Here is a 19,447-nt window from a genome sequence, read left to right on the forward strand (position 1 = left end):
CGTGCTGTGAACCTTTGTGAGCGTTTCACTGCAATTCCTTGCGGGAGCGAGCTTGCTCGCGATAGCGGTGGATCAGTCGACAAGGGTGTCGAATGTTCGATCGCAATCGCGAGCAAGAAGCTCGCACAGGGGATCCGCGGCGGTCGTCAGAACAGCTTCAACGGCTCTTCATTGAGCGCCGCCAGTTGCTCGCGCAACGCCAATACCTGGTCGCCCCAGTAACGTTCGCTGCCGAACCACGGGAAGCTGCGGGGGAACGCCGGGTCGTCCCAGCGCCGCGCCAGCCAGGCGCTGTAGTGCATCAGGCGCAGTGCCCGCAGTGGCTCGATCAGTGCCAGTTCTCGCGGGTCGAAGTCGTGGAACTCTCGGTAGCCGTCCATCAGTTCCGACAGTTGGCCCAGGCATTCCTGGCGATCGCCGGCGAGCATCATCCACAAATCCTGCACCGCCGGGCCCATGCGGCAGTCGTCCAGGTCGACGATGTGGAACACCTCGTCGCGGCACATCATGTTGCCGGGGTGGCAATCGCCGTGCATGCGGATGTTCTTGTGGGGCGTGGCGGCGTAGACCTCTTCGACGCGCTTGAGCAGATCCCTGGCCACCGACTCGTAGGCCGGCAGCAGGCTACGAGGAACGAAGCCGCTTGCCAGCACAGTGGCCAGTGAATCGTGGCCGAAGTTCTTCACGCCCAAGGCTTCACGATGCTCGAACGGACGGGTCGCCCCGACTGCGTGCAGGCGCCCGAGCAATTGCCCCAGGCGATAGAGCTGGTCGAGGTTGCCCGGCTCCGGTGCACGACCGCCGCGACGGGGAAACAGGGTGAAACGAAACCCGGCGTGTTCGTGCAGGCTGGTGCCGTTGTGGATCAGTGGCGCGACCACGGGCACTTCGTATTCGGCCAGCTCGAAGGTGAAGCTGTGCTCTTCCAGGATCGCTTCGTTGGTCCAGCGCTGAGGGCGATAGAACTTGGCGATCAGCGGCTCGGAATCTTCGATGCCGACCTGATAGACGCGGTTCTCGTAGCTGTTGAGGGCCAACACGCGGGCGTCGCTGAGGAAACCGATGCTTTCAACGGCATCGAGTACCAGGTCGGGCGTGAGGGTTTCAAACGGATGGGACATGCTGACTCCTGCGCAGCGGCAGGGCTGCCGCGTCCGGCCCAGCATGGTAGCGCAAAGCAGCTTGGATTGATCGGTGAGACTTGCATCGTTGTGGCGAGGGAGCTTGCTCCCGCTTGGGTGCGAAGCGCCCAAAGAAGAAGGGCGCGCTGCGCAACCCAGCGGGAGCAAGCTCCCTCGCCACGAAGTGTTATGTCCCCGGTCCAGACAAGGGTCAGGCGCCGATGACCCCGCCGTCTTCGCGGGTAATCACCATCACCGACGATCGCGGCTTACCGTTGGGCAGGTGCTCGGGGAAGGTTGAGCCGCCGCTGGGATGCTGGATACCGACAAACATAGCCTTGTAGTCCGGCGAGAAGCTGATCCCGGTCACTTCGCAGCCCACCGGCCCGACCATGAAACGACGGATTTCACCGCTGTTGGGATCGGCGCAGAGCATCTGGTTATTGCCCATGCCGGCGAAGTCCCCGGCGTTGCTCGAGTCGCCGTCGGTCTGGATCCACAGGCGTCCGCCTTTGTCGAAGCCCAGGCCATCGGGGCTGTTGAACATGTTCTGGGGGGTGATGTTGGAGGAACCGCCCTTTGGCGTGCCGGCATGTACCGCCGGGTTGCCGGCGACCACGAACAGGTCCCAGGCGAAGGTCTTGGCGGCGTGATCGTCGCGGTCGGTGCGCCAGCGCAGGATCTGCCCGTAGACGTTCTTGGCTCGAGGGTTAGGCCCGTCCACCGGTTGGCCGGCGTCGCCGCGTTTGGAGTTGTTGGTCAGGGTGCAATAGACCTGGCCGTCTTTCGGGCTGACCACGATCCACTCCGGGCGGTCCATGCGGGTGGCGCCAACGGCGCTGGCGGCCAGGCGTGCATGGATGAGAACTTCGGCCTGGTCGGCGAAACCGCTGCTGGCGTCGAGGCCGTTCTTGCCATGGGTCAGCTCGATCCACTGGCCTTGGCCTTTGGGATGGTCCGGGTTGCCGTCGCCGGCATCGAAGCGCGCGACATACAAGGTGCCATGGTCCAGCAGGTTGCGATTGGCCTTGGCGTTCTTGTGATTGATGCGCTCGCGGCTGACGAACTTGTAGATGAATTCGCCACGCTCATCATCGCCCATGTACACCACGGCGCGACCGTCATTGGTTTGCGCCAGGGCGGCGTTTTCGTGTTTGAAGCGGCCCAGGGCGGTGCGTTTTACCGGGGTGGATTGCGGATCGAACGGGTCGATTTCCACTACCCAGCCGTGGCGATTGAGTTCGTTGGGGTTCTTCGCCAGGTCAAAGCGCGGGTCGTGCAAGTGCCAGTTGATTTCACTGCTGGTGACTGTGGCGCCATAGCGTTTCTGGGCCGCGTCGAACTGCAGGTCCGACTTGCTGCTGCCGAAGCAGTCAGTGAAGTTCTCTTCACAGGTCAGGTAGGTGCCCCAAGGCGTCATGCCGTTGGCGCAGTTCTGGAAGGTGCCCAGCACTTTCTTGCCGCTCTTGTCTGCGCTGGTTTTCAGCAGGTCGTGCCCGGCAGCTGGGCCACGCAGGCGAATCGGTGTGTTGCCGTGGATCCTGCGGTTGTAGCGCGATTCCTGGACGAATTGCCATTGGCCGCGCCGACGCTGGATTTCGATCACCGAGACGCCTTCGCTGGCCTGGGCTTTGCGCACGTCTTCGGCCGACTGTGGCTGGCCGCCGTGAGGGAACAGGTATTGGTAGTTGGTGTATTCGTTGTTGATCGCCATCAGCGCCCGGTTGTTGTCGCCGGGGAACGGGAACAGGCTCATGCCGTCGTTGTTGTCGCCGAACTGCACTTCCTGTGCGCGGGCGGTGCCGTTGCCACTGGGGTCGAACGCCGGTGCATTTTTCTGCAGGGGCTGGCCCCAACTGATCAGCACCGAGGCTTTGTAGCCCGGCGGCAGCGTGATGGTGTCGGCCGTGGCGGCGGCGATGCTGTTGAAGCCCAGCAGCCGGCTGTTGCCTTCGCTCACGGCGGCGGCCAGCACGCTGCGGCTCAGCAGGTTGCCGCCCAGGAACATCGCCGCGCCGCACAGGGCGCCGGCGCTGATGAAGCTGCGCCGGCTCAGGCCGACGATCTTTTCCAGGTCGGTGGATTGGTTTTCTTCTAATAGGCTCATCTCAGGCTCCCTGCTGGTTTTGGCAGTCACCTTAAAGCGGGTCGATGAAACTATTGTTGCAACACGCTACAGCGGTGTGCCGAGCAGCACATTTGTCGCTGAAAACGTCACTTGCACCGGTGAGCCGCCTTCCAAATGCTGCTTTTGTAGCTCAAGCGGGTCGGCCAGGGCGCACAGCGTCTGGCCGTTGGGCAGGCTGATGCGCACTTCGCTGGGGCCGTCTTCGGCGGCGTCGACCTGTTCGATCATGCCGCGCAGCGTATTGATCCGCGTTTTTTCCACTTGCTCGACAGGGTGTAATTCCAGCCAGCCGGCCTTGATCAGCGCCACCACGTTGGTGCCGACATCCAGCTCCAGGCGCAGCGTGCTGTCGTGGGTAATCTGGGCTTCGATGACCAGGCCCCGGGCCAGCTCCAGGCGTACCCGGTCGTTGTGCCCCTGGGCCTCGATGCCCAGGACCTTGCCATACAATTGATTACGGGCGCTGGTGCGCAGCATCAGGCGACTGAGCAGGCCCAGGTCGTCGGCATCCTCGCTCGCTTCCAATAGTTGTGTCTGCAGCGCTTGCAGGCGCAGATACAGGCGCAGCACGCGTTGGCCTTCCTCCGACAGCCTGGCGCCGCCACCGCCCTTGCCGCCAACACTGCGCTCCACCAACGGTTGGTCGGCGAGGTTGTTCAACTCATCGATGGCATCCCACGCCGCCTTGTAGCTCAGGCCCGCGCTCTTGGCGGCGCGGGTGATCGAACCTTGTTCGGCGATGTGCTGCAACAGGGCGATGCGTTGTGGTCGCCGAGCGATGTGCTGGGTCAGAAGCGTGGGCAAGGACATGACGGAAAACTGCGTGCAAAGGTCGATGAGCGGACGTTGGCGCCTTGGGCGTGGCGCGTCAAGCCGACTCTCCGGGTTTCGGCGTGCGAGCGAGGCAGTACACATCGACCCGCGCAGCGCCGGCATCGAGCAGCAGGGCGGCCAGCGCCTGGGCGGTGGCGCCCGTGGTGAGCACGTCGTCGACCAACGCCAAGTGACGGTTGTGCAACGCAGCCTGGGGTGCCAGGGCAAAGGCCTGACGCAGGTTTCGCCGCCGAGCCCTGGCATCGAGTGCCTGTTGGGCGGGGGTGTCCTGGGTGCGTCGCAGCAGGTGTTCTTCGCAAGGGATCGCCAACGGCCCACTGAGCCAGCGGGCCAGCAGCGCTGCCTGGTTGAAACCGCGCTGGCGCAAACGCCGGGTCGCCAGTGGCACCGGGACCAGTGCGTCGGGGCGTTCCAGCCCTTCGTCGAAATGATGTTGCAACGACTGCGCGAGCAGGTCGCCCAGCAGTCGGCCCAGGGGCCATTTCGCCTGATGCTTGAAACGGGTGATCAAGCTGTCCACCGGGAAGTCGTAGGCCCAGGGCGCCAGGACCCGTTCGAAGGCCGGCGGCTGCGCGGCGCATTGTCCGCAACGCAGCCCGGCCATGGGCAGCGGCAAGGCACAGACGCTGCATTGATCGCCGAGCCAGGGCAGCTCGCTTTCACAAGGGGTGCAGATAGGCTGCGGCGTATCGGTGCTTTCGCCGCACAGCAGGCAGGATTGTTTGTTTTTTAACCAGATGTAAACCTGTCCTTTGTATCGTGGTTGACAGCGCATGACTCTTCCTTAAATATGCCGAACATCCGTGTCGCGCCTGTGGGTATTCCATGTCCCCAGGCGCCAGCCAAGCATAATCAAGGAAATGCCCATGAGCGCCAGCACTACTGCCAACCTGCGTCATGACTGGTCTTTGGCCGAAGTCAAAGCACTCTTCGTCCAGCCATTCAATGACCTGCTGTTCCAGGCGCAGACCGTGCACCGCGCGCACTTCGACGCCAATCGCGTCCAGGTTTCCACGCTGCTGTCGATCAAGACCGGCGCCTGCCCTGAAGATTGCAAATATTGTCCGCAGTCCGGTCACTACAACACCGGCCTGGATAAAGAGAAATTGCTCGAAGTGCAGAAGGTCCTCGAAGAGGCTGCACGGGCCAAGGCCATCGGTTCGACCCGTTTCTGCATGGGCGCGGCCTGGAAACATCCGTCGGCCAAGGACATGCCGTATGTGCTGGAAATGGTCAAAGGCGTGAAGGCGATGGGCCTGGAAACCTGCATGACCCTGGGCCGTCTCGACCAGGAACAGACCGAAGCGCTGGCCCAGGCCGGCCTGGACTATTACAACCATAACCTTGACACCTCGCCGGAGTTCTACGGCAGCATCATCACCACCCGCACTTACAGCGAGCGCCTGCAAACCCTGGCCTATGTGCGTGATTCGGGGATGAAGATCTGCTCGGGCGGCATCCTCGGCATGGGCGAGTCCCTGGACGACCGCGCCAACCTGCTGATCCAACTGGCGAACCTGCCGGAGCACCCGGAATCGGTGCCGATCAACATGTTGGTCAAAGTCGCCGGCACGCCGCTGGAGAATGCCGAGGACGTCGATCCGTTCGATTTCATCCGCATGCTCGCCGTGGCGCGGATCATGATGCCCCAGTCCCATGTGCGGCTGTCCGCCGGCCGTGAAGCGATGAACGAGCAGATGCAGTCCCTGGCGTTCCTGGCCGGTGCCAACTCGATTTTTTACGGCGACAAGCTGTTGACCACCGCCAACCCGCAAGCCGACAAGGACATGCAGTTGTTCGCACGCCTGGGCATCCAGCCCGAAGCCCGCGAAGAACATGCCGACGAAGTGCACCAGGCAGCGATTGAACAGGCGCTGGTGGAGCAGAAGAGCAGCGAGCAGTTCTACAACGCCGCTGTCTGACCACTCACCGATACCCGGATTGGAATGCAAGACCCTGTGGGGGCGAGCTTGCTCGCGATGGCGATGGAACATTCGCATTGATGTCGACTGACACGCCGCTATCGCGAGCAAGCTCGCTCCCACAAGGGGCTTTGGCCAGTCTTTAAACAGTTGAGGCCTGCATGCCCTTCGATCTCGCCGCACGCCTGGCTGCCCGTCGTGCCGACAACCTCTATCGCCAGCGCCCGCTGCTCGAAAGCCCGCAGGGCCCGGAAGTGGTGGTGGACGGCCAGCCATTGCTGGCGTTCTGCAACAACGATTACCTGGGCCTGGCCAATCACCCGCAAGTGATCGAAGCCTGGCGCGCCGGGGCGCTCCGTTGGGGTGTCGGGGGGGGCGCCTCCCATTTGGTGACCGGCCACAGCGGCCCTCACCACGCCTTGGAAGAAGCCTTGGCCGACCTGACCGGCCGCCCGCGGGCGTTGCTGTTCACCACCGGTTACATGGCCAACCTCGGTGCGGTCACCGCGCTGGTGGGGCAGGGCGACACGGTACTGGAAGACCGCCTCAATCATGCCTCGCTGCTCGACGCCGGCCTGTTGTCTGGTGCGCGTTTCAACCGTTACCTGCACAACGATGCCCAGAGTTTGGCCAGCCGCCTGGAAAAAGCCACCGGCAATACCCTGGTGGTTACCGATGGCGTGTTCAGCATGGACGGCGACATCGCCGACCTGCCGGCCCTGGCCCGTGAAGCCAAGGCCAAGGGCGCCTGGCTGATGGTCGACGATGCACACGGTTTCGGCCCGTTGGGAGCCAATGGCGGCGGTATCGTCGAGCATTTTGGCTTGAGCCAGGATGACGTGCCGGTGTTGGTGGGCACCCTGGGCAAGGCCTTTGGCACCGCCGGGGCTTTTGTCGCCGGCAGTGAAGAACTGATCGAAAGCCTGATCCAGTTCGCTCGCCCCTACATCTACACCACCAGCCAACCGCCGGCCCTGGCTTGCGCCACGCTCAAGAGCCTTGAGCTGCTGCGCAGCGAGCATTGGCGGCGCGAGCACTTGCAGGTGCTGATTCGTCAGTTCCGCCAGGGCGCCGAGCAGATCGGCCTGCAATTGATGGACAGCTTCACGCCGATCCAGCCGATCCTGATTGGCGATGCGGGACGGGCCATGCGTTTGTCGCAAATGCTGCGTGAGCGCGGGCTGATGGTCACGGCGATCCGCCCACCCACCGTACCGGCTGGCAGCGCCCGTTTGCGCGTGACCCTGACCGCTGCTCACAGCGAGGCCCAGGTGCAGCTATTGTTGAATGCACTGGCCGAGTGTTTTGCCCTGTTGGGACCGGAGCCAAGCGATGCGTGACCGACTGATATTGCTGCCGGGCTGGGGCTTGGGCGTTTCACCGCTGGAGCCGCTGGCGGCAGCGTTGCACGGGCTCGACGAACACTTGCGAGTGGAAATCGAACCGTTGCCGGCGTTGCTATCGAACGATCCGGATGAATGGCTCGAAGAATTGGACGCCACCGTGCCCCAGGATGCCTGGCTGGGCGGTTGGTCCCTGGGCGGTATGCTGGCCTCGGCGCTGGCGGCGCGTCGGGGTGAGCGCTGCTGCGGCCTGCTGACCCTGGCGAGCAATCCATCCTTTGTTGCCCATGAGCAATGGCCGAGTGCGATGGATGGAGCAACCTTCGATGGTTTTCTCGCCGGCTGTGCGGCCGATCCACGCCAGACCCTCAAGCGCTTCAGTTTGCTGTGCGCCCAGGGCAGCAGCGACCCACGCGGGTTGTCGCGGTTGTTATTGGCCGGGGCGCCGGGCACATCGCCCGAGGTCTTGATGGCCGGGCTCGAACTGTTGGCGCAATTGGACACTCGCGCCGCATTGCAGCGCTTTCGTGGCCCGCAATTGCATCTGTTTGCCGGGCTCGATGCCCTGGTGCCGGCCGAAGCCGCGGGTGAGTTGCTGGTCTTGCTGCCGGATGTCGAAATCGGCCTGATCGAACAGGCCGGCCACGGATTCCTTCTGGAGGACCCGCACGGTGTCGCGGGGGCGATCCAGGCTTTTTTGCATGAGTCCGGCGATGACTGATCTGTCTCTTCCCAAATTGCCCGGTGCCTTGCCCGACAAGCGCCAGGTGGCGGCTTCGTTTTCCCGGGCGGCAACCAGCTATGACAGCGTGGCCGAACTGCAGCGCGACGTGGGCCAACAGTTGCTCGGGTGCTTGCCGTCTTCGTTTATCCCACAACGTTGGCTGGACCTGGGCTGCGGCACTGGCTATTTCACCCGGGCCCTGGGCGCGCGTTATGGCGTGGATTCCGGCCTGGCGTTGGACATCGCCGAAGGCATGCTCAACCATGCTCGTCCCCAAGGTGGCGCTGCGCATTTTGTCGCGGGTGATGCTGAGCGGTTGCCTTTGCAAGCGGCGAGCTGTGACCTGGTGTTCTCCAGCCTGGCGGTGCAATGGTGTGCGGATTTTGCCGCGGTGCTGAGCGAGGCCCATCGTGTGTTGAAACCGGGTGGGGTGTTTGCCTTCACCAGCCTTTGTGTAGGCACTTTGTACGAATTGCGCGACAGTTGGCGTCAGGTGGATGGCTTGGTGCACGTCAATCGTTTCCGTGGGTTCGAGACGTATCAACACCTTTGCGCGGACAGCGGGCTGAATGTCGTCAGTCTGGAAAACCGTCCCCATGTGTTGCATTACCCCGACGTGCGCAGCCTGACGCATGAATTGAAAGCCTTGGGCGCCCACAATCTGAACCCCGGCCGCCCCGGCGGCTTGACCGGCAGGGCGCGGATCCTGGCGCTGGTTGAAGCCTATGAGCAGTTTCGTCAGGCGCTGGGACTGCCGGCGACTTACCAGGTGGTCTACGCCGTTTTGGAGAAACCGCTATGAGCCAGGCCTATTTCATTACCGGCACCGACACCGATGTAGGCAAGACCACCGTCGCGGCGGGCCTGCTGCATGCTGCCCGGCAGGCTGGCATGAGCACGGCTGCCGGAAAACCCGTGGCCTCTGGCTGCGACGTGACGCCCAAGGGCCTGCGCAACGCCGATGCCTTGGCCTTGCTGGCCGAATGCTCGATACCGTTGACGTATGCACAGGTCAATCCGGTGGCGTTCGAACCGGCAATAGCGCCGCACTTGGCCGCTCGGGAAGCGGGCGTTGCGTTGACGGTGCAGTCGCTACTCGGCCCGATGCGCGAAGTGCTGGCGCTGGGCGCCGACTTCACCTTGATCGAAGGCGCGGGTGGTTGGCGCGTGCCGCTGGCCGGCCAGGACAATCTTTCCGATCTGGCGATCGCGCTGGGCTTGCCGGTGATTCTGGTGGTGGGCGTACGCCTGGGTTGCATCAGCCACGCGTTGTTGACCGCCGAGGCTATCGCCCGTGATGGCTTGCAGCTTGCCGGTTGGGTCGCGAACATCGTCGACCCGGCCACCTCGCGCCTGGAAGAAAACCTGGCAACCTTGGCCGAGCGACTTCCGGCGCCGTGCCTGGGCAGGGTGGCGCGGATTCAGAGCGTGACGGCCGAAGCCGTGGCCGGACACCTGCAACTGGATCTGCTGGACTGAGTCCCGCCAAGGTTTTGCCTATGACGCGGCACTGTGCCATTAGTGTTTTTGTCGGGCCTTTTCCCGGGGCTTCTGATTCAATGGCCACTGTCGACCCTTCAAGAAGACGAGCTCTGCCATGGAAATCTCAGGAAGTACCGCGTTCTATGCCGGTCTGAGCACGATTCAGACAGGGCAGAACCGCGTCGATCAGGCCTCCAGCCAGATCGCCAACAATACGATCGAGCGTTCGGTCACCAGCCAGTCGTCCGAAGTCCAGGTCGATCGCCTGCGCTCGGTGGACCGTAGCCAGCAATCGGACGTGGCCAGCAACATGGTCGATATGGCCCAAGGCAAGTTCCAGGTGCAACTGGGTGTTAATGTCGCCAAGGCATCCGACGAAATGCTCGGTACGTTGATCGATACGTTTGCCTGAACGTCGTTAGGCAAATGCACTCAACGCTTCATGCCGATTTGAGTGCATACCATCCCGCCTCATGAGCTTCCGATGTATCCCCAGATCGTTGGGGTAATTGCGCTACCAACTCCAGAGCTGCCTGCAATAACAACCCGCCCCAAGGGTTGGACTGTCACATCTGCACAGTCGCCGGGGCTTTGCGCCAAAAAGAAGCCCTCTAACTGTCCGCTCTGAGTCACGCGCTCGTACTGCCTCAGGTTTACACCTGCCGAGACGGCGGTACCTACCACCACGATTCTGCCGTCCAGTTGCAGAGTCATCGAGTTGTGGCTCAGTTTGTTTAAAGTGCGAGAAATCAGTAGCGGGTCACCGTTATTGAAACTTCCATCCATTTCACCGTTCGCTTCCAATCTGACAAGTAAGCCGCTTTGCAGGTCGTCTGGAGCGTTGGCGTAGCCGGCGACGAGAATCTTGTCGTCATTCTGGACCAGCACGCGGGTAACGATCTCCGGCTTAAAGCGCTCTGCAGGCAGCAATTGCGCGGCCTCTCCTTCAACAACGATATCGGCGAAACCGTTATTACCAAAGCTAAGGTCCAATTCGCCTGTCGGCATGTAGCGAGCAACGGTTCGCGTCCTCAGGGTTTCGTCCAGGCGTCGCCAACTGCCAGCCACAATGATCTTGCTATCCCTTTGTACCTGCACATTACAGGCGAAGCTTGCGTGGTCATGGAATCGGATATCGATGAAGCCGCGGCCTGCGCCGAAGCCAGTATCAAGTTCCCCGTTGGGTTGCAGGCAAAACAGGCGACTAAGCGATGCTTCTGGTTTTTCTTCGTCAGGAAAAAGGAAGTAAGTGGCGCAGATCAATATTTTTTGATTTTTTTGCAGGCATCCATCTACGAGTTTGTCATTCCATATCGACCCATGGTTTGCATTGACGGGGCCAGGGAGGCTCCTACGACCGAACACGATGTCATGACCGCCATTTGCAAGAAAACGCACCGCCGCCGGGTTCCACTCGCTGTTTTTTGACGAAGCTCCGATGAGCAGGATTTTCTCATCCTCTTGCAGCAATACGCGTGTCGGCCAGCTCTTGTCGCCATCCCGGAAATTCCAACCAATTTCCTGGAACGCCTCGTCCCTGGTCCCGTTAGGCAGGTAGCGCGTCAGTGCAAAATGATCCTGGAGTTGCAAGGCAAAGACCAATTTGGCTTCCCTGTCGTGAGCAATCGTGGTGGCGCTACCTCGTTCATTGAATTGAATATAGCCATCTGTACCAAATTTCCGGTCCAGTTCGCCTGGTATGCGATTCGAACTGTCTCCTGCGGATTGAGTGGCCATGTGCTTTCCTCCATTGGGAACTAGTCTGGACCGAAACGGCGCTGTTCTGTGCCTCGGAGTCAGTACACCAGTTTTCTCGCAAAGCCGAACCTGTAAAGGTTGACAGTCGTGGCGTTGGTCCGCGCCAAGCGCGATCAATTTCAAGACGAGGGACGAGTGGTAACGGATCGGTGCTTGACAAGATTTCGGCGTAAACGTATGTTTCAAACAACTGTTTGATCGCTACAACAAATCCACGCGGTCGTTCATTCCCGGTTACATCAGCAGAGGTTTATCGCTATGCCTGACTACAAGGCCCCCTTGCGTGATATTCGCTTCGTTCGTGACGAACTGCTTGGCTACGAAGCGCATTATCAGAGCCTTCCGGCTTGCCAGGACGCAACTCCGGACATGGTTGACGCCATTCTCGAAGAAGGCGCCAAGTTTTGTGAGCAGGTGCTGGCGCCGCTGAACCGCGTGGGCGACCTCGAAGGCTGCACCTGGAGCGAGTCCGGTGTGAAGACCCCGACCGGGTTCAAGGAAGCCTACAAGCAATTCGTCGAAGGCGGCTGGCCAAGCCTGGCCCATGATGTCGCGCATGGCGGTCAAGGCCTGCCGGAATCCCTCGGCCTGGCAGTCAGCGAGATGGTCGGTGAAGCCAACTGGTCGTGGGGCATGTACCCAGGCCTGTCCCATGGCGCGATGAACACCATTTCCGAGCACGGTACGCCTGAGCAACAAGAGGCTTACCTGACCAAGCTGGTGTCCGGTGAATGGACCGGCACCATGTGCCTGACCGAACCACACTGCGGCACTGACCTGGGCATGCTGCGCACCAAGGCCGAGCCTCAGGCCGATGGTTCCTACAAGGTTTCCGGCACCAAGATCTTCATTTCGGCCGGCGAACACGACATGGCCGACAACATCGTTCACATCGTGCTGGCGCGCCTGCCGGACGCACCGGCTGGTACCAAGGGCATTTCGCTGTTCATCGTTCCCAAGTTCCTGCCTAACGCCGACGGCTCCATCGGCCAGCGCAACGCGGTGAGCTGCGGTTCCTTGGAACACAAGATGGGCATCCACGGCAACGCCACTTGCGTGATGAACTTCGACGCGGCCACCGGTTACCTGATCGGCCCGGCGAACAAAGGCCTGAACTGCATGTTCACCTTCATGAACACCGCACGCCTGGGCACCGCGCTGCAAGGCCTGGCCCACGCCGAAATCGGTTTCCAGGGCGGCCTGAAATACGCTCGCGACCGCCTGCAAATGCGTTCCCTGACCGGCCCGAAAGCGCCAGACAAGGCCGCTGATCCGATCATCGTCCACCCTGACGTGCGTCGCATGCTGCTGACCATGAAGGCCTTCGCCGAAGGTAACCGGGCGATGGTCTACTTCACCGCCAAGCAGGTCGACATCGTCAAGTACGGCGTGGATGAAGAAGAGAAGAAAAAGGCCGATGCACTGCTGGCGTTCATGACGCCGATCGCCAAGGCCTTCATGACCGAAGTCGGTTTCGAATCGGCCAACCACGGCGTGCAGATCTATGGCGGCCACGGCTTCATTGCCGAGTGGGGCATGGAGCAGAACGTTCGCGACAGCCGTATCTCGATGCTGTACGAAGGCACCACCGGCATACAGGCACTCGACTTGCTGGGCCGTAAAGTGCTGATGACCCAGGGCGAGGCACTCAAGGGCTTCACCAAGATCGTCCACAAGTTCTGCCAGGGCAACGAAGGCAACGAAGCGGTCAAGGAATTCGTAGAACCCCTGGCTGCGCTGAACAAGGAATGGGGCGAGCTGACCATGAAGGTCGGCATGGCGGCCATGAAGGATCGCGAAGAAGTCGGCGCCGCGTCGGTGGACTACCTGATGTACTCCGGTTACGCCTGCCTGGCCTATTTCTGGGCCGACATGGCGCGCCTGGCGGCGGAAAAACTTGCAGCCGGCACCACTGAAGAAGCCTTCTACACCGCCAAGCTGCAGACCGCGCGCTTCTACTTCCAGCGCATCCTGCCGCGTACCCGTACCCACGTGGCAACCATGCTGTCGGGCGCCAACAACCTGATGGACATGAAGGAAGAGGACTTCGCGCTGGGCTACTAAGCCTCACGCGCTTCTTCCAAAAGCCGCTGCTTCTTCGGGAGCAGCGGCTTTTTCATGCCTGCCACAAATTTGTATTCACCGCAGGCCCTTGTGGGAGCGAGCTTGCTCGCGATGGCGTTTGTTCAGTCAGTACCTTCATGGCTGACACACCGCTATCGCGAGCAAGCTCGCACACAGGGGCAACCAGGATCCTGAAACAATATTCATCCAACTCGACCCTAAGAAAACCGTCACCTCTGCCGTTACAGCGATGGCAGTGTGACATCTGTCACATCTCGCGTGCCTTACTGCTCCAGTTGCAGGCACAATGCCATCTTTGATCAGCCGGGTTGGAGCTTTACCCTTGCCGCGTTCTTCCGCTGTACGTTTCAGCCATTTCCTGCCGTCATTGCTGCTGTTGCTGGCGGGGCTTGCGGCTGCCTACGTCAAGGATCTCAACGTTTTCTTCACCTCGCTGTTCAACGTGCTCCCGACGCTGGTGTTGTTGCTGGGTGGGGCGTATTGCGCGGTCTACCGACGTCAACGTGAACTGTTTCTGATGGTCACGGTGTACATCGCCTATTTCCTGCTGGACACCCAGACTGACTTCTATCGCGATAACGGCAAGGTGCGCGAAGACGCGGCGGTGGTGTTCCATCTCGTTTGCCTGTTGTTGCCGCTGTTGTTCGGGCTGTTCGCCGCGTGGCAGGAGCGCACCCATCTGTTCCAGGACATGGTGGCGCGGTTCGCGGTGTTGCTGGTCTTTGGCAGCGTGGCGCTGGCCCTGGAGCAGAGTTACCCCCAGGCCTTGCTGTTGTGGCTTTCGGAGATCCGCTGGCCGGCGTTGCACGGTGCCTGGATGAGCCTGATCCAATTGTCTTACCCGATGTTCGCCGCCGCGTTCCTGCTGCTGGCCTGGCAATATTGGCGCAACCCCCGGCCACTGCATGCTGCGCAATTGGTGGGGGTGCTGGGGTTGTTCTGGATGTTGCCGAAAACCTTCATCCTGCCGTTCACCTTGAACATCATGTGCAGCCAGGTGATGTTGATGATCGCGGCAGCGGTCGCCCATGAGGCCTATCAAATGGCCTTCCGTGATGAACTCACCGGCCTGCCGGGCCGTCGGGCGCTGAACGAACGCATGCAGCGCCTGGGCCGCAATTATGTGCTGGCGATGAGTGACGTGGACCACTTCAAGAAATTCAACGACACCCACGGCCACGATGTGGGGGACCAGGTCCTGCGCCTGGTGGCCAGCAAATTGTCGAAAATCGGCGGTGGCGGTAGGGCGTATCGCTACGGCGGTGAGGAATTTGCCCTGGTGTTCGCAGGCAAGACCATCGACGAGTGCATGCCCCATCTGGAAGTCATTCGCCAGTCCATCGAGACGTACGCCATCCAACTGCGCAACCCTGACAGTCGTCCCCAGGACGACCAGCAAGGCCGCCAGCGTCGCTCCGGTGCCGGTGCGTCCAGTGTCTCGGTGACGGTCAGCATCGGTGTCGCGGAACGCCTCGAGCAACGCACGCCTGAAGAAGTGCTCAAGTCCGCCGACCAGGCGCTCTATAACGCCAAGGGCGCGGGGCGTAACTGTGTGATTGCCTTCGGGCAGAACCGCCGCGGTGCGGTGCGCATGGAGGCTGCCGCGGGTTGAGTGATGACGGCGCATTCAGCGTCTGGACTGTGATTGTGGGCCTGGGTGGCCGGCAGTAGGTTGAAACGATCTGCTACCGGAGAAAACCACCATGCCCGAGTACAAAGCCCCACTGCGCGACATGCGCTTTCTGATCGATCACGTCTTCGATTTCCATGGTCGCTATGCCGAGCTGGGCGCCAGCGACGCAAGCCCGGACATGGTCAGCGCGATCCTCGAAGAAGGTGCCAGGTTCTGTGAGAACGTGCTGGCGCCGCTCAATCGCTCCGGTGATGAAGAGGGTTGCCATTTCGACAACGGTGTAGTCACGACGCCGACAGGTTTCAAGCAGGCTTTCGCACAGTATGTGGAGGGCGGCTGGCATGGGCTGGCGGCGGACCCGGCGTATGGCGGCCAGGGCTTGCCTAGCTCCCTGGGCCTGGTCATCAGCGAGATGATCGGCTCCAGCAACACATCTTGGGGCATGTACCCGGGCCTGACTCATGGCGCCATGTCGGCGATTCATGCCCACGGCACGGCAGAACAGAAACAGACCTACCTGAGCAAACTCACCGCCGGCCAGTGGACAGGCACCATGTGCCTGACCGAAGCCCACTGCGGCACCGACCTGGGCATCATCAAGACCCGCGCCGTGCCCCAGGCCGACGGTAGCCATGCGATCTCCGGCAGCAAGATCTTCATTTCCGCCGGCGAACACGACATGAGCGATAACATCATCCACCTGGTGCTGGCCAAGTTGCCGGACGCTCCCGCCGGGACCAAGGGCATCTCGCTGTTCATCGTGCCCAAGTTCCTGCCCGACGCCAGGGGTGAGGCAGGGGCGCGCAATGGCGTGTCCTGTGGTTCGATTGAACACAAGATGGGCATCAAGGCATCGGCCACCTGTGTGCTGAATTTCGATGGGGCCAAGGGGTTCCTCATCGGCGAGCCGAACAAGGGCCTCAATTGCATGTTCACCATGATGAACCACGCCCGGCTCGGCACTGGCATGCAGGGCCTGTGCCTGGGCGAGGCGAGCTTCCAGGGCGCCATCAGGTACGCCAACGACCGTTTGCAGATGCGCGCGCTGACCGGCCCCAAGGCGCCGGAAAAAGTCGCCGACCCGATCATCGTCCATCCCGATGTGCGCAGGATGCTGCTGACCATGAAAGCCTTCAACGAAGGCAATCGGGCGCTGACCTATTTCACCGCGCAATTGCTCGATACCGCGCACCTGAGCCCGGACGAAACCGTCCGCCAGGAGGCCGAGGACCTGCTGGCGTTCCTCACGCCGATCTGCAAGGCCTTCATGACCGACACCGGGCTGGAGGTGACCAACCACGGCATGCAAGTGTTTGGCGGTCACGGCTTCATTCGTGAGTGGGGCATGGAGCAGTTGGTGCGAGATTGCCGCATCGCGCCGATCTACGAGGGCACTAATGGAATCCAGGCCCTGGATCTGCTGGGACGCAAGGTGCTGGGCAGCCAGGGCAAATTGTTGCGAGGTTTCACCAAAATCGTCCATAAATTCTGCGTGGCCAATGCCGAACACCCGCAGCTCAAGGCGTACGTCGAGCAACTCGACGGGCTCAACCAGCAGTGGGGCGAGCTGACCACTCGGGTTGGCATGGCCGCCATGAAGAATCCAGATGAAGTCGGCGCCGCCTCCGTGGATTATTTGATGTACAGCGGTTACATCATCCTGGCCTACCTGTGGTTGCGCATGGCATTGGTGGCTCAGTCGCAACTCGACAGCGGCAACGGTGACGGCGATTTCTGCCAGGCCAAACTGGCGACCTGCGAGTTCTACTTCAAGCGCCTGCTGCCGCGTACGACCGCCCATCGGGCTGCGGTCGAGGCCGGGAGCGACTGCCTGATGAAGCTACCGGCAGAGTTGTTTGCCCTCTGACTGAACCCGTGGCGAGGGAGCTTGCTCCCGCTGGGCTGCGTAGCAGCCCTTTTTGTGAGTGCTGCGCACTCAAGCGGGAGCAAGCTCCCTAGCCACCATCAACATTCAAGCCTGTATATTGACTAAAAATAACAAAACAGTCATAGGTCGACCCTATGTGTCTCAAAAGTTGTTGGGGTACACTCAAGCCACTGCAAAAAGCGTTTTCTTTCGAACCAACTGTTTAGATCCTGCGAGGTTTGCCATGGCTGACTACAAAGCGCCCCTGCGCGATATGCGCTTCGTCCTCAATGAAGTGTTCGAGGTCGCGAAACTCTGGGCCCAATTGCCGGCGTTGGCCGATGCCGTGGATGCCGAAACGGTCGAAGCGATCCTTGAAGAAGCCGGCAAAGTCACCAGCAAAAGCATCGCGCCCCTCAGCCGCGCCGCTGACGAAGAAGGTTGCCACTGGGCCGACGGCGCCGTCACCACGCCGGCAGGTTTCCCACAGGCCTACAAGACTTACGCTGAAGGCGGTTGGGTCGGTGTCGGCGGTGACCCGGTGTACGGCGGCATGGGCATGCCCAAGGCCGTTTCGGCCCAGGTCGAGGAAATGGTCAACTCCGCCAGCCTGTCCTTCGGCCTGTACCCGATGCTGACCGCCGGCGCCTGCCTGTCGATCAATGCCCACGCCAGTGAAGAATTGAAAGCAGCGTACCTGCCGAACATGTACGCCGGCGTCTGGGCCGGTTCCATGTGCCTGACCGAGCCTCATGCCGGTACGGACCTGGGGATCATCCGCACCAAGGCCGAACCCCAGGCCGACGGTTCCTACAAGGTCAGCGGCACGAAAATTTTCATCACTGGCGGCGAACACGACCTCACCGAGAACATCATTCACCTGGTGCTGGCGAAACTGCCGGACGCGCCGGCAGGCCCCAAGGGCATTTCGCTGTTCCTGGTGCCCAAGTTCATGGTCAATGCCGACGGCAGCCTGGGCGCGCGCAACGCGGCCAACTGCGGCTCGATCGAACACAAGATGGGCATCCAGGCATCCGCCACCTGCGTGATGAACTTCGACGAAGCCGTGGGTTATCTGGTAGGCGAGCCGAACAAGGGCCTGGCGGCGATGTTCACCATGATGAACTACGAACGTCTGGGCGTCGGTATCCAAGGCCTGGCCTCCGGTGAGCGTTCCTACCAGAACGCCATCGAATATGCCCGTGACCGCCTGCAAAGTCGTTCGCCAACCGGTGCGCAGAACAAGGACAAGGTCGCCGACCCGATCATCGTCCACCCCGACGTGCGTCGGATGCTGCTGACCATGAAAGCCTCGAACGAAGGCGGTCGGGCATTTTCCACCTACGTGGCGATGCAACTGGACACCGCCAAGTTCAGCGAAGATCCAGTCACGCGCAAGCGCGCCGAAGACCTGGTGGCGTTGCTGACACCGGTGGCGAAGGCCTTCCTGACCGACCTGGGCCTGGAAACCACAGTCCATGGTCAACAGGTGTTCGGCGGCCACGGTTACATTCGTGAATGGGGCCAGGAGCAACTGGTGCGCGATGTGCGTATCACCCAGATCTACGAAGGCACCAACGGTATCCAGGCGCTGGACCTGGTGGGGCGCAAGATCGTCGGCAGCGGCGGTGCGTTCTACAAGTTGTTTGCCGATGAAATCCGGCACTTCACTGCCACCGCGAACAGCGACCTGGCGGAGTTCACCAAGCCGCTGAACGATGCGGTCGGTACGCTGGATGAGCTGACCGAATGGTTGCTGGACCGGGCGAAAAGCAACCCGAACGAAATCGGCGCGGCGTCGGTGGAGTATCTCCAGGCGTTTGGCTACACCGCGTATGCCTACATGTGGGCTCTGATGGCCAGGGCGGCCTTGGGCAAAGAAAGCCAGGATGATTTCTACGCGAGCAAATTGGGCACGGCGCGGTTTTATTTCGCCCGCCTGCTGCCGCGTATTCACTCCTTGAGTGCTTCGGTGAAGGCAGGGAGCGAGTCGCTGTTCTTGCTGGAGCCCGGACAGTTCTAAAAACTGACATTGTGTAAGCAAACGCTTACACAATGTGCTGGCGTTTTCCCTCTATCGGCAGGTTGGATCCAAGGCTAATCTACTTCACATGGACGCCGCGCAGGATGCGCAAAAGTAACAACACGGACACGTAGGATTCTGCCAGGAAGGCGGAGTGAAATGGATGTCAGGGAAACAGTCTGCAAAGCCCCGCTTCGGCGGGGTTTTCTTTTGGTGCGCCAGGCATGGCGCGTTGCGCGCAAGCGCAACCAGCTTGGCTGTGGTGGTCACGCTGGTGACTTGGAGGTGAAAGTCCTCTACACACCCGGCAAGGGGAAGTGTTAGCCAGAGGCAAGGGTGTCGCGGGTGACTGCGAATCTGAAGGAAGCCCGAGGCAAAATGCTGGCCTGACGAACAGGAAGCGGATTAGGCGGTGCAGCGGGGTAAGGTAGCCAAAATTGCCAAAGCCCAATACTTGCACGGAACGCTGTGACGTAGATCCGACAGGCATAAGCAGGAAGGTCGCGCGAATTACCCTGGGAGATCTG

The 19,447-nt window shown here is 61.2% G+C and carries 15 protein-coding genes; 10 read left to right on the top strand and 5 right to left on the bottom strand.

From position 1 onward, the window contains the following. Window positions 1-146: 146 nt before the first annotated feature. The 4 genes from BM300_RS20700 to BM300_RS20715 all read right to left on the bottom strand — a co-directional run bounded on the left by BM300_RS20700 (window position 147) and on the right by BM300_RS20715 (window position 4,858). Entirely contained in the window at window positions 147-1,121 is a 975-nt protein-coding gene (locus BM300_RS20700; RefSeq protein WP_092221515.1) for a serine/threonine protein kinase, read from the bottom strand. Between the two features lie 211 nt (window positions 1,122-1,332). Beyond that, a complete protein-coding gene (locus BM300_RS20705) occupies window positions 1,333-3,228 on the bottom strand; it encodes a PhoX family protein (protein WP_092463856.1) in 1,896 nt (631 codons plus the stop codon). Window positions 3,229-3,294: 66 nt separating this feature from the next. Next, entirely contained in the window at window positions 3,295-4,059 is a 765-nt protein-coding gene (locus tag BM300_RS20710; protein ID WP_092146361.1) for a TOBE domain-containing protein, read from the bottom strand. 58 nt (window positions 4,060-4,117) lie between these two features. Then, window positions 4,118-4,858 (bottom strand): ComF family protein, encoded by a 741-nt coding sequence (locus BM300_RS20715; RefSeq protein WP_092221521.1) that lies wholly within the window; start codon window positions 4,856-4,858, stop codon window positions 4,118-4,120. A gap of 91 nt (window positions 4,859-4,949) precedes the next feature. Here BM300_RS20715 and bioB point away from each other — a divergent pair, with 91 nt between their 5' ends. From bioB to BM300_RS20745, 6 genes are all read left to right on the top strand, one after another. Then, window positions 4,950-6,005 carry a biotin synthase BioB gene (bioB, locus tag BM300_RS20720; protein WP_063324077.1) on the top strand — a complete coding sequence of 352 codons (1,056 nt, stop codon included), beginning with the start codon at window positions 4,950-4,952 and terminating at the stop codon, window positions 6,003-6,005. Window positions 6,006-6,166: 161 nt separating this feature from the next. Continuing rightward, a complete protein-coding gene (bioF, locus tag BM300_RS20725) occupies window positions 6,167-7,345 on the top strand; it encodes an 8-amino-7-oxononanoate synthase (RefSeq protein ID WP_092345324.1) in 1,179 nt (392 codons plus the stop codon). After that, window positions 7,338-8,069 carry an alpha/beta fold hydrolase gene (locus tag BM300_RS20730; protein ID WP_092345326.1) on the top strand — a complete coding sequence of 244 codons (732 nt, stop codon included), beginning with the start codon at window positions 7,338-7,340 and terminating at the stop codon, window positions 8,067-8,069. Before bioF ends, BM300_RS20730 begins: the two co-directional genes overlap by 8 nt. Beyond that, window positions 8,062-8,874, top strand: coding sequence for a malonyl-ACP O-methyltransferase BioC (bioC, locus tag BM300_RS20735; protein ID WP_092463859.1), 813 nt, complete (start codon window positions 8,062-8,064; stop codon window positions 8,872-8,874). Before BM300_RS20730 ends, bioC begins: the two co-directional genes overlap by 8 nt. Further along, complete coding sequence (bioD, locus tag BM300_RS20740) at window positions 8,871-9,551, top strand: dethiobiotin synthase (protein WP_063324081.1); 681 nt, start codon at window positions 8,871-8,873, stop codon at window positions 9,549-9,551. The genes bioC and bioD overlap by 4 nt, the downstream gene beginning before the upstream one ends. 118 nt (window positions 9,552-9,669) lie before the next feature. After that, entirely contained in the window at window positions 9,670-9,966 is a 297-nt protein-coding gene (locus tag BM300_RS20745) for a hypothetical protein (RefSeq protein ID WP_063324082.1), read from the top strand. 59 nt (window positions 9,967-10,025) lie between these two features. On the opposite strand, the gene BM300_RS20750 is transcribed toward BM300_RS20745, so the two are convergent. Next, window positions 10,026-11,291, bottom strand: a complete 1,266-nt coding sequence (locus BM300_RS20750) for an NHL repeat-containing protein (RefSeq protein ID WP_092463862.1) — start codon at window positions 11,289-11,291, stop codon at window positions 10,026-10,028. A gap of 279 nt (window positions 11,292-11,570) precedes the next feature. On the opposite strand from BM300_RS20750, the gene BM300_RS20755 reads away from it, so the two are divergent. The 4 genes from BM300_RS20755 to BM300_RS20770 all read left to right on the top strand — a co-directional run bounded on the left by BM300_RS20755 (window position 11,571) and on the right by BM300_RS20770 (window position 18,920). Then, a complete protein-coding gene (locus tag BM300_RS20755) occupies window positions 11,571-13,376 on the top strand; it encodes a phenylacyl-CoA dehydrogenase (protein ID WP_092146373.1) in 1,806 nt (601 codons plus the stop codon). 343 nt (window positions 13,377-13,719) lie between these two features. Next, on the top strand, window positions 13,720-15,009 hold the full coding sequence (locus tag BM300_RS20760) for a GGDEF domain-containing protein (protein WP_072342400.1): 1,290 nt from the start codon (window positions 13,720-13,722) through the stop codon (window positions 15,007-15,009). A gap of 91 nt (window positions 15,010-15,100) precedes the next feature. Then, complete coding sequence (locus tag BM300_RS20765; RefSeq protein ID WP_092463865.1) at window positions 15,101-16,897, top strand: acyl-CoA dehydrogenase C-terminal domain-containing protein; 1,797 nt, start codon at window positions 15,101-15,103, stop codon at window positions 16,895-16,897. Between the two features lie 244 nt (window positions 16,898-17,141). Further along, on the top strand, window positions 17,142-18,920 hold the full coding sequence (locus BM300_RS20770) for an acyl-CoA dehydrogenase C-terminal domain-containing protein (RefSeq protein ID WP_092146379.1): 1,779 nt from the start codon (window positions 17,142-17,144) through the stop codon (window positions 18,918-18,920). Window positions 18,921-19,447: the final 527 nt, after the last annotated feature.

The sequence above is a fragment of the Pseudomonas sp. NFACC46-3 genome, assembly GCF_900114515.1.
In the GTDB taxonomy this organism is placed as follows: domain Bacteria; phylum Pseudomonadota; class Gammaproteobacteria; order Pseudomonadales; family Pseudomonadaceae; genus Aquipseudomonas; species Aquipseudomonas fluorescens_Q.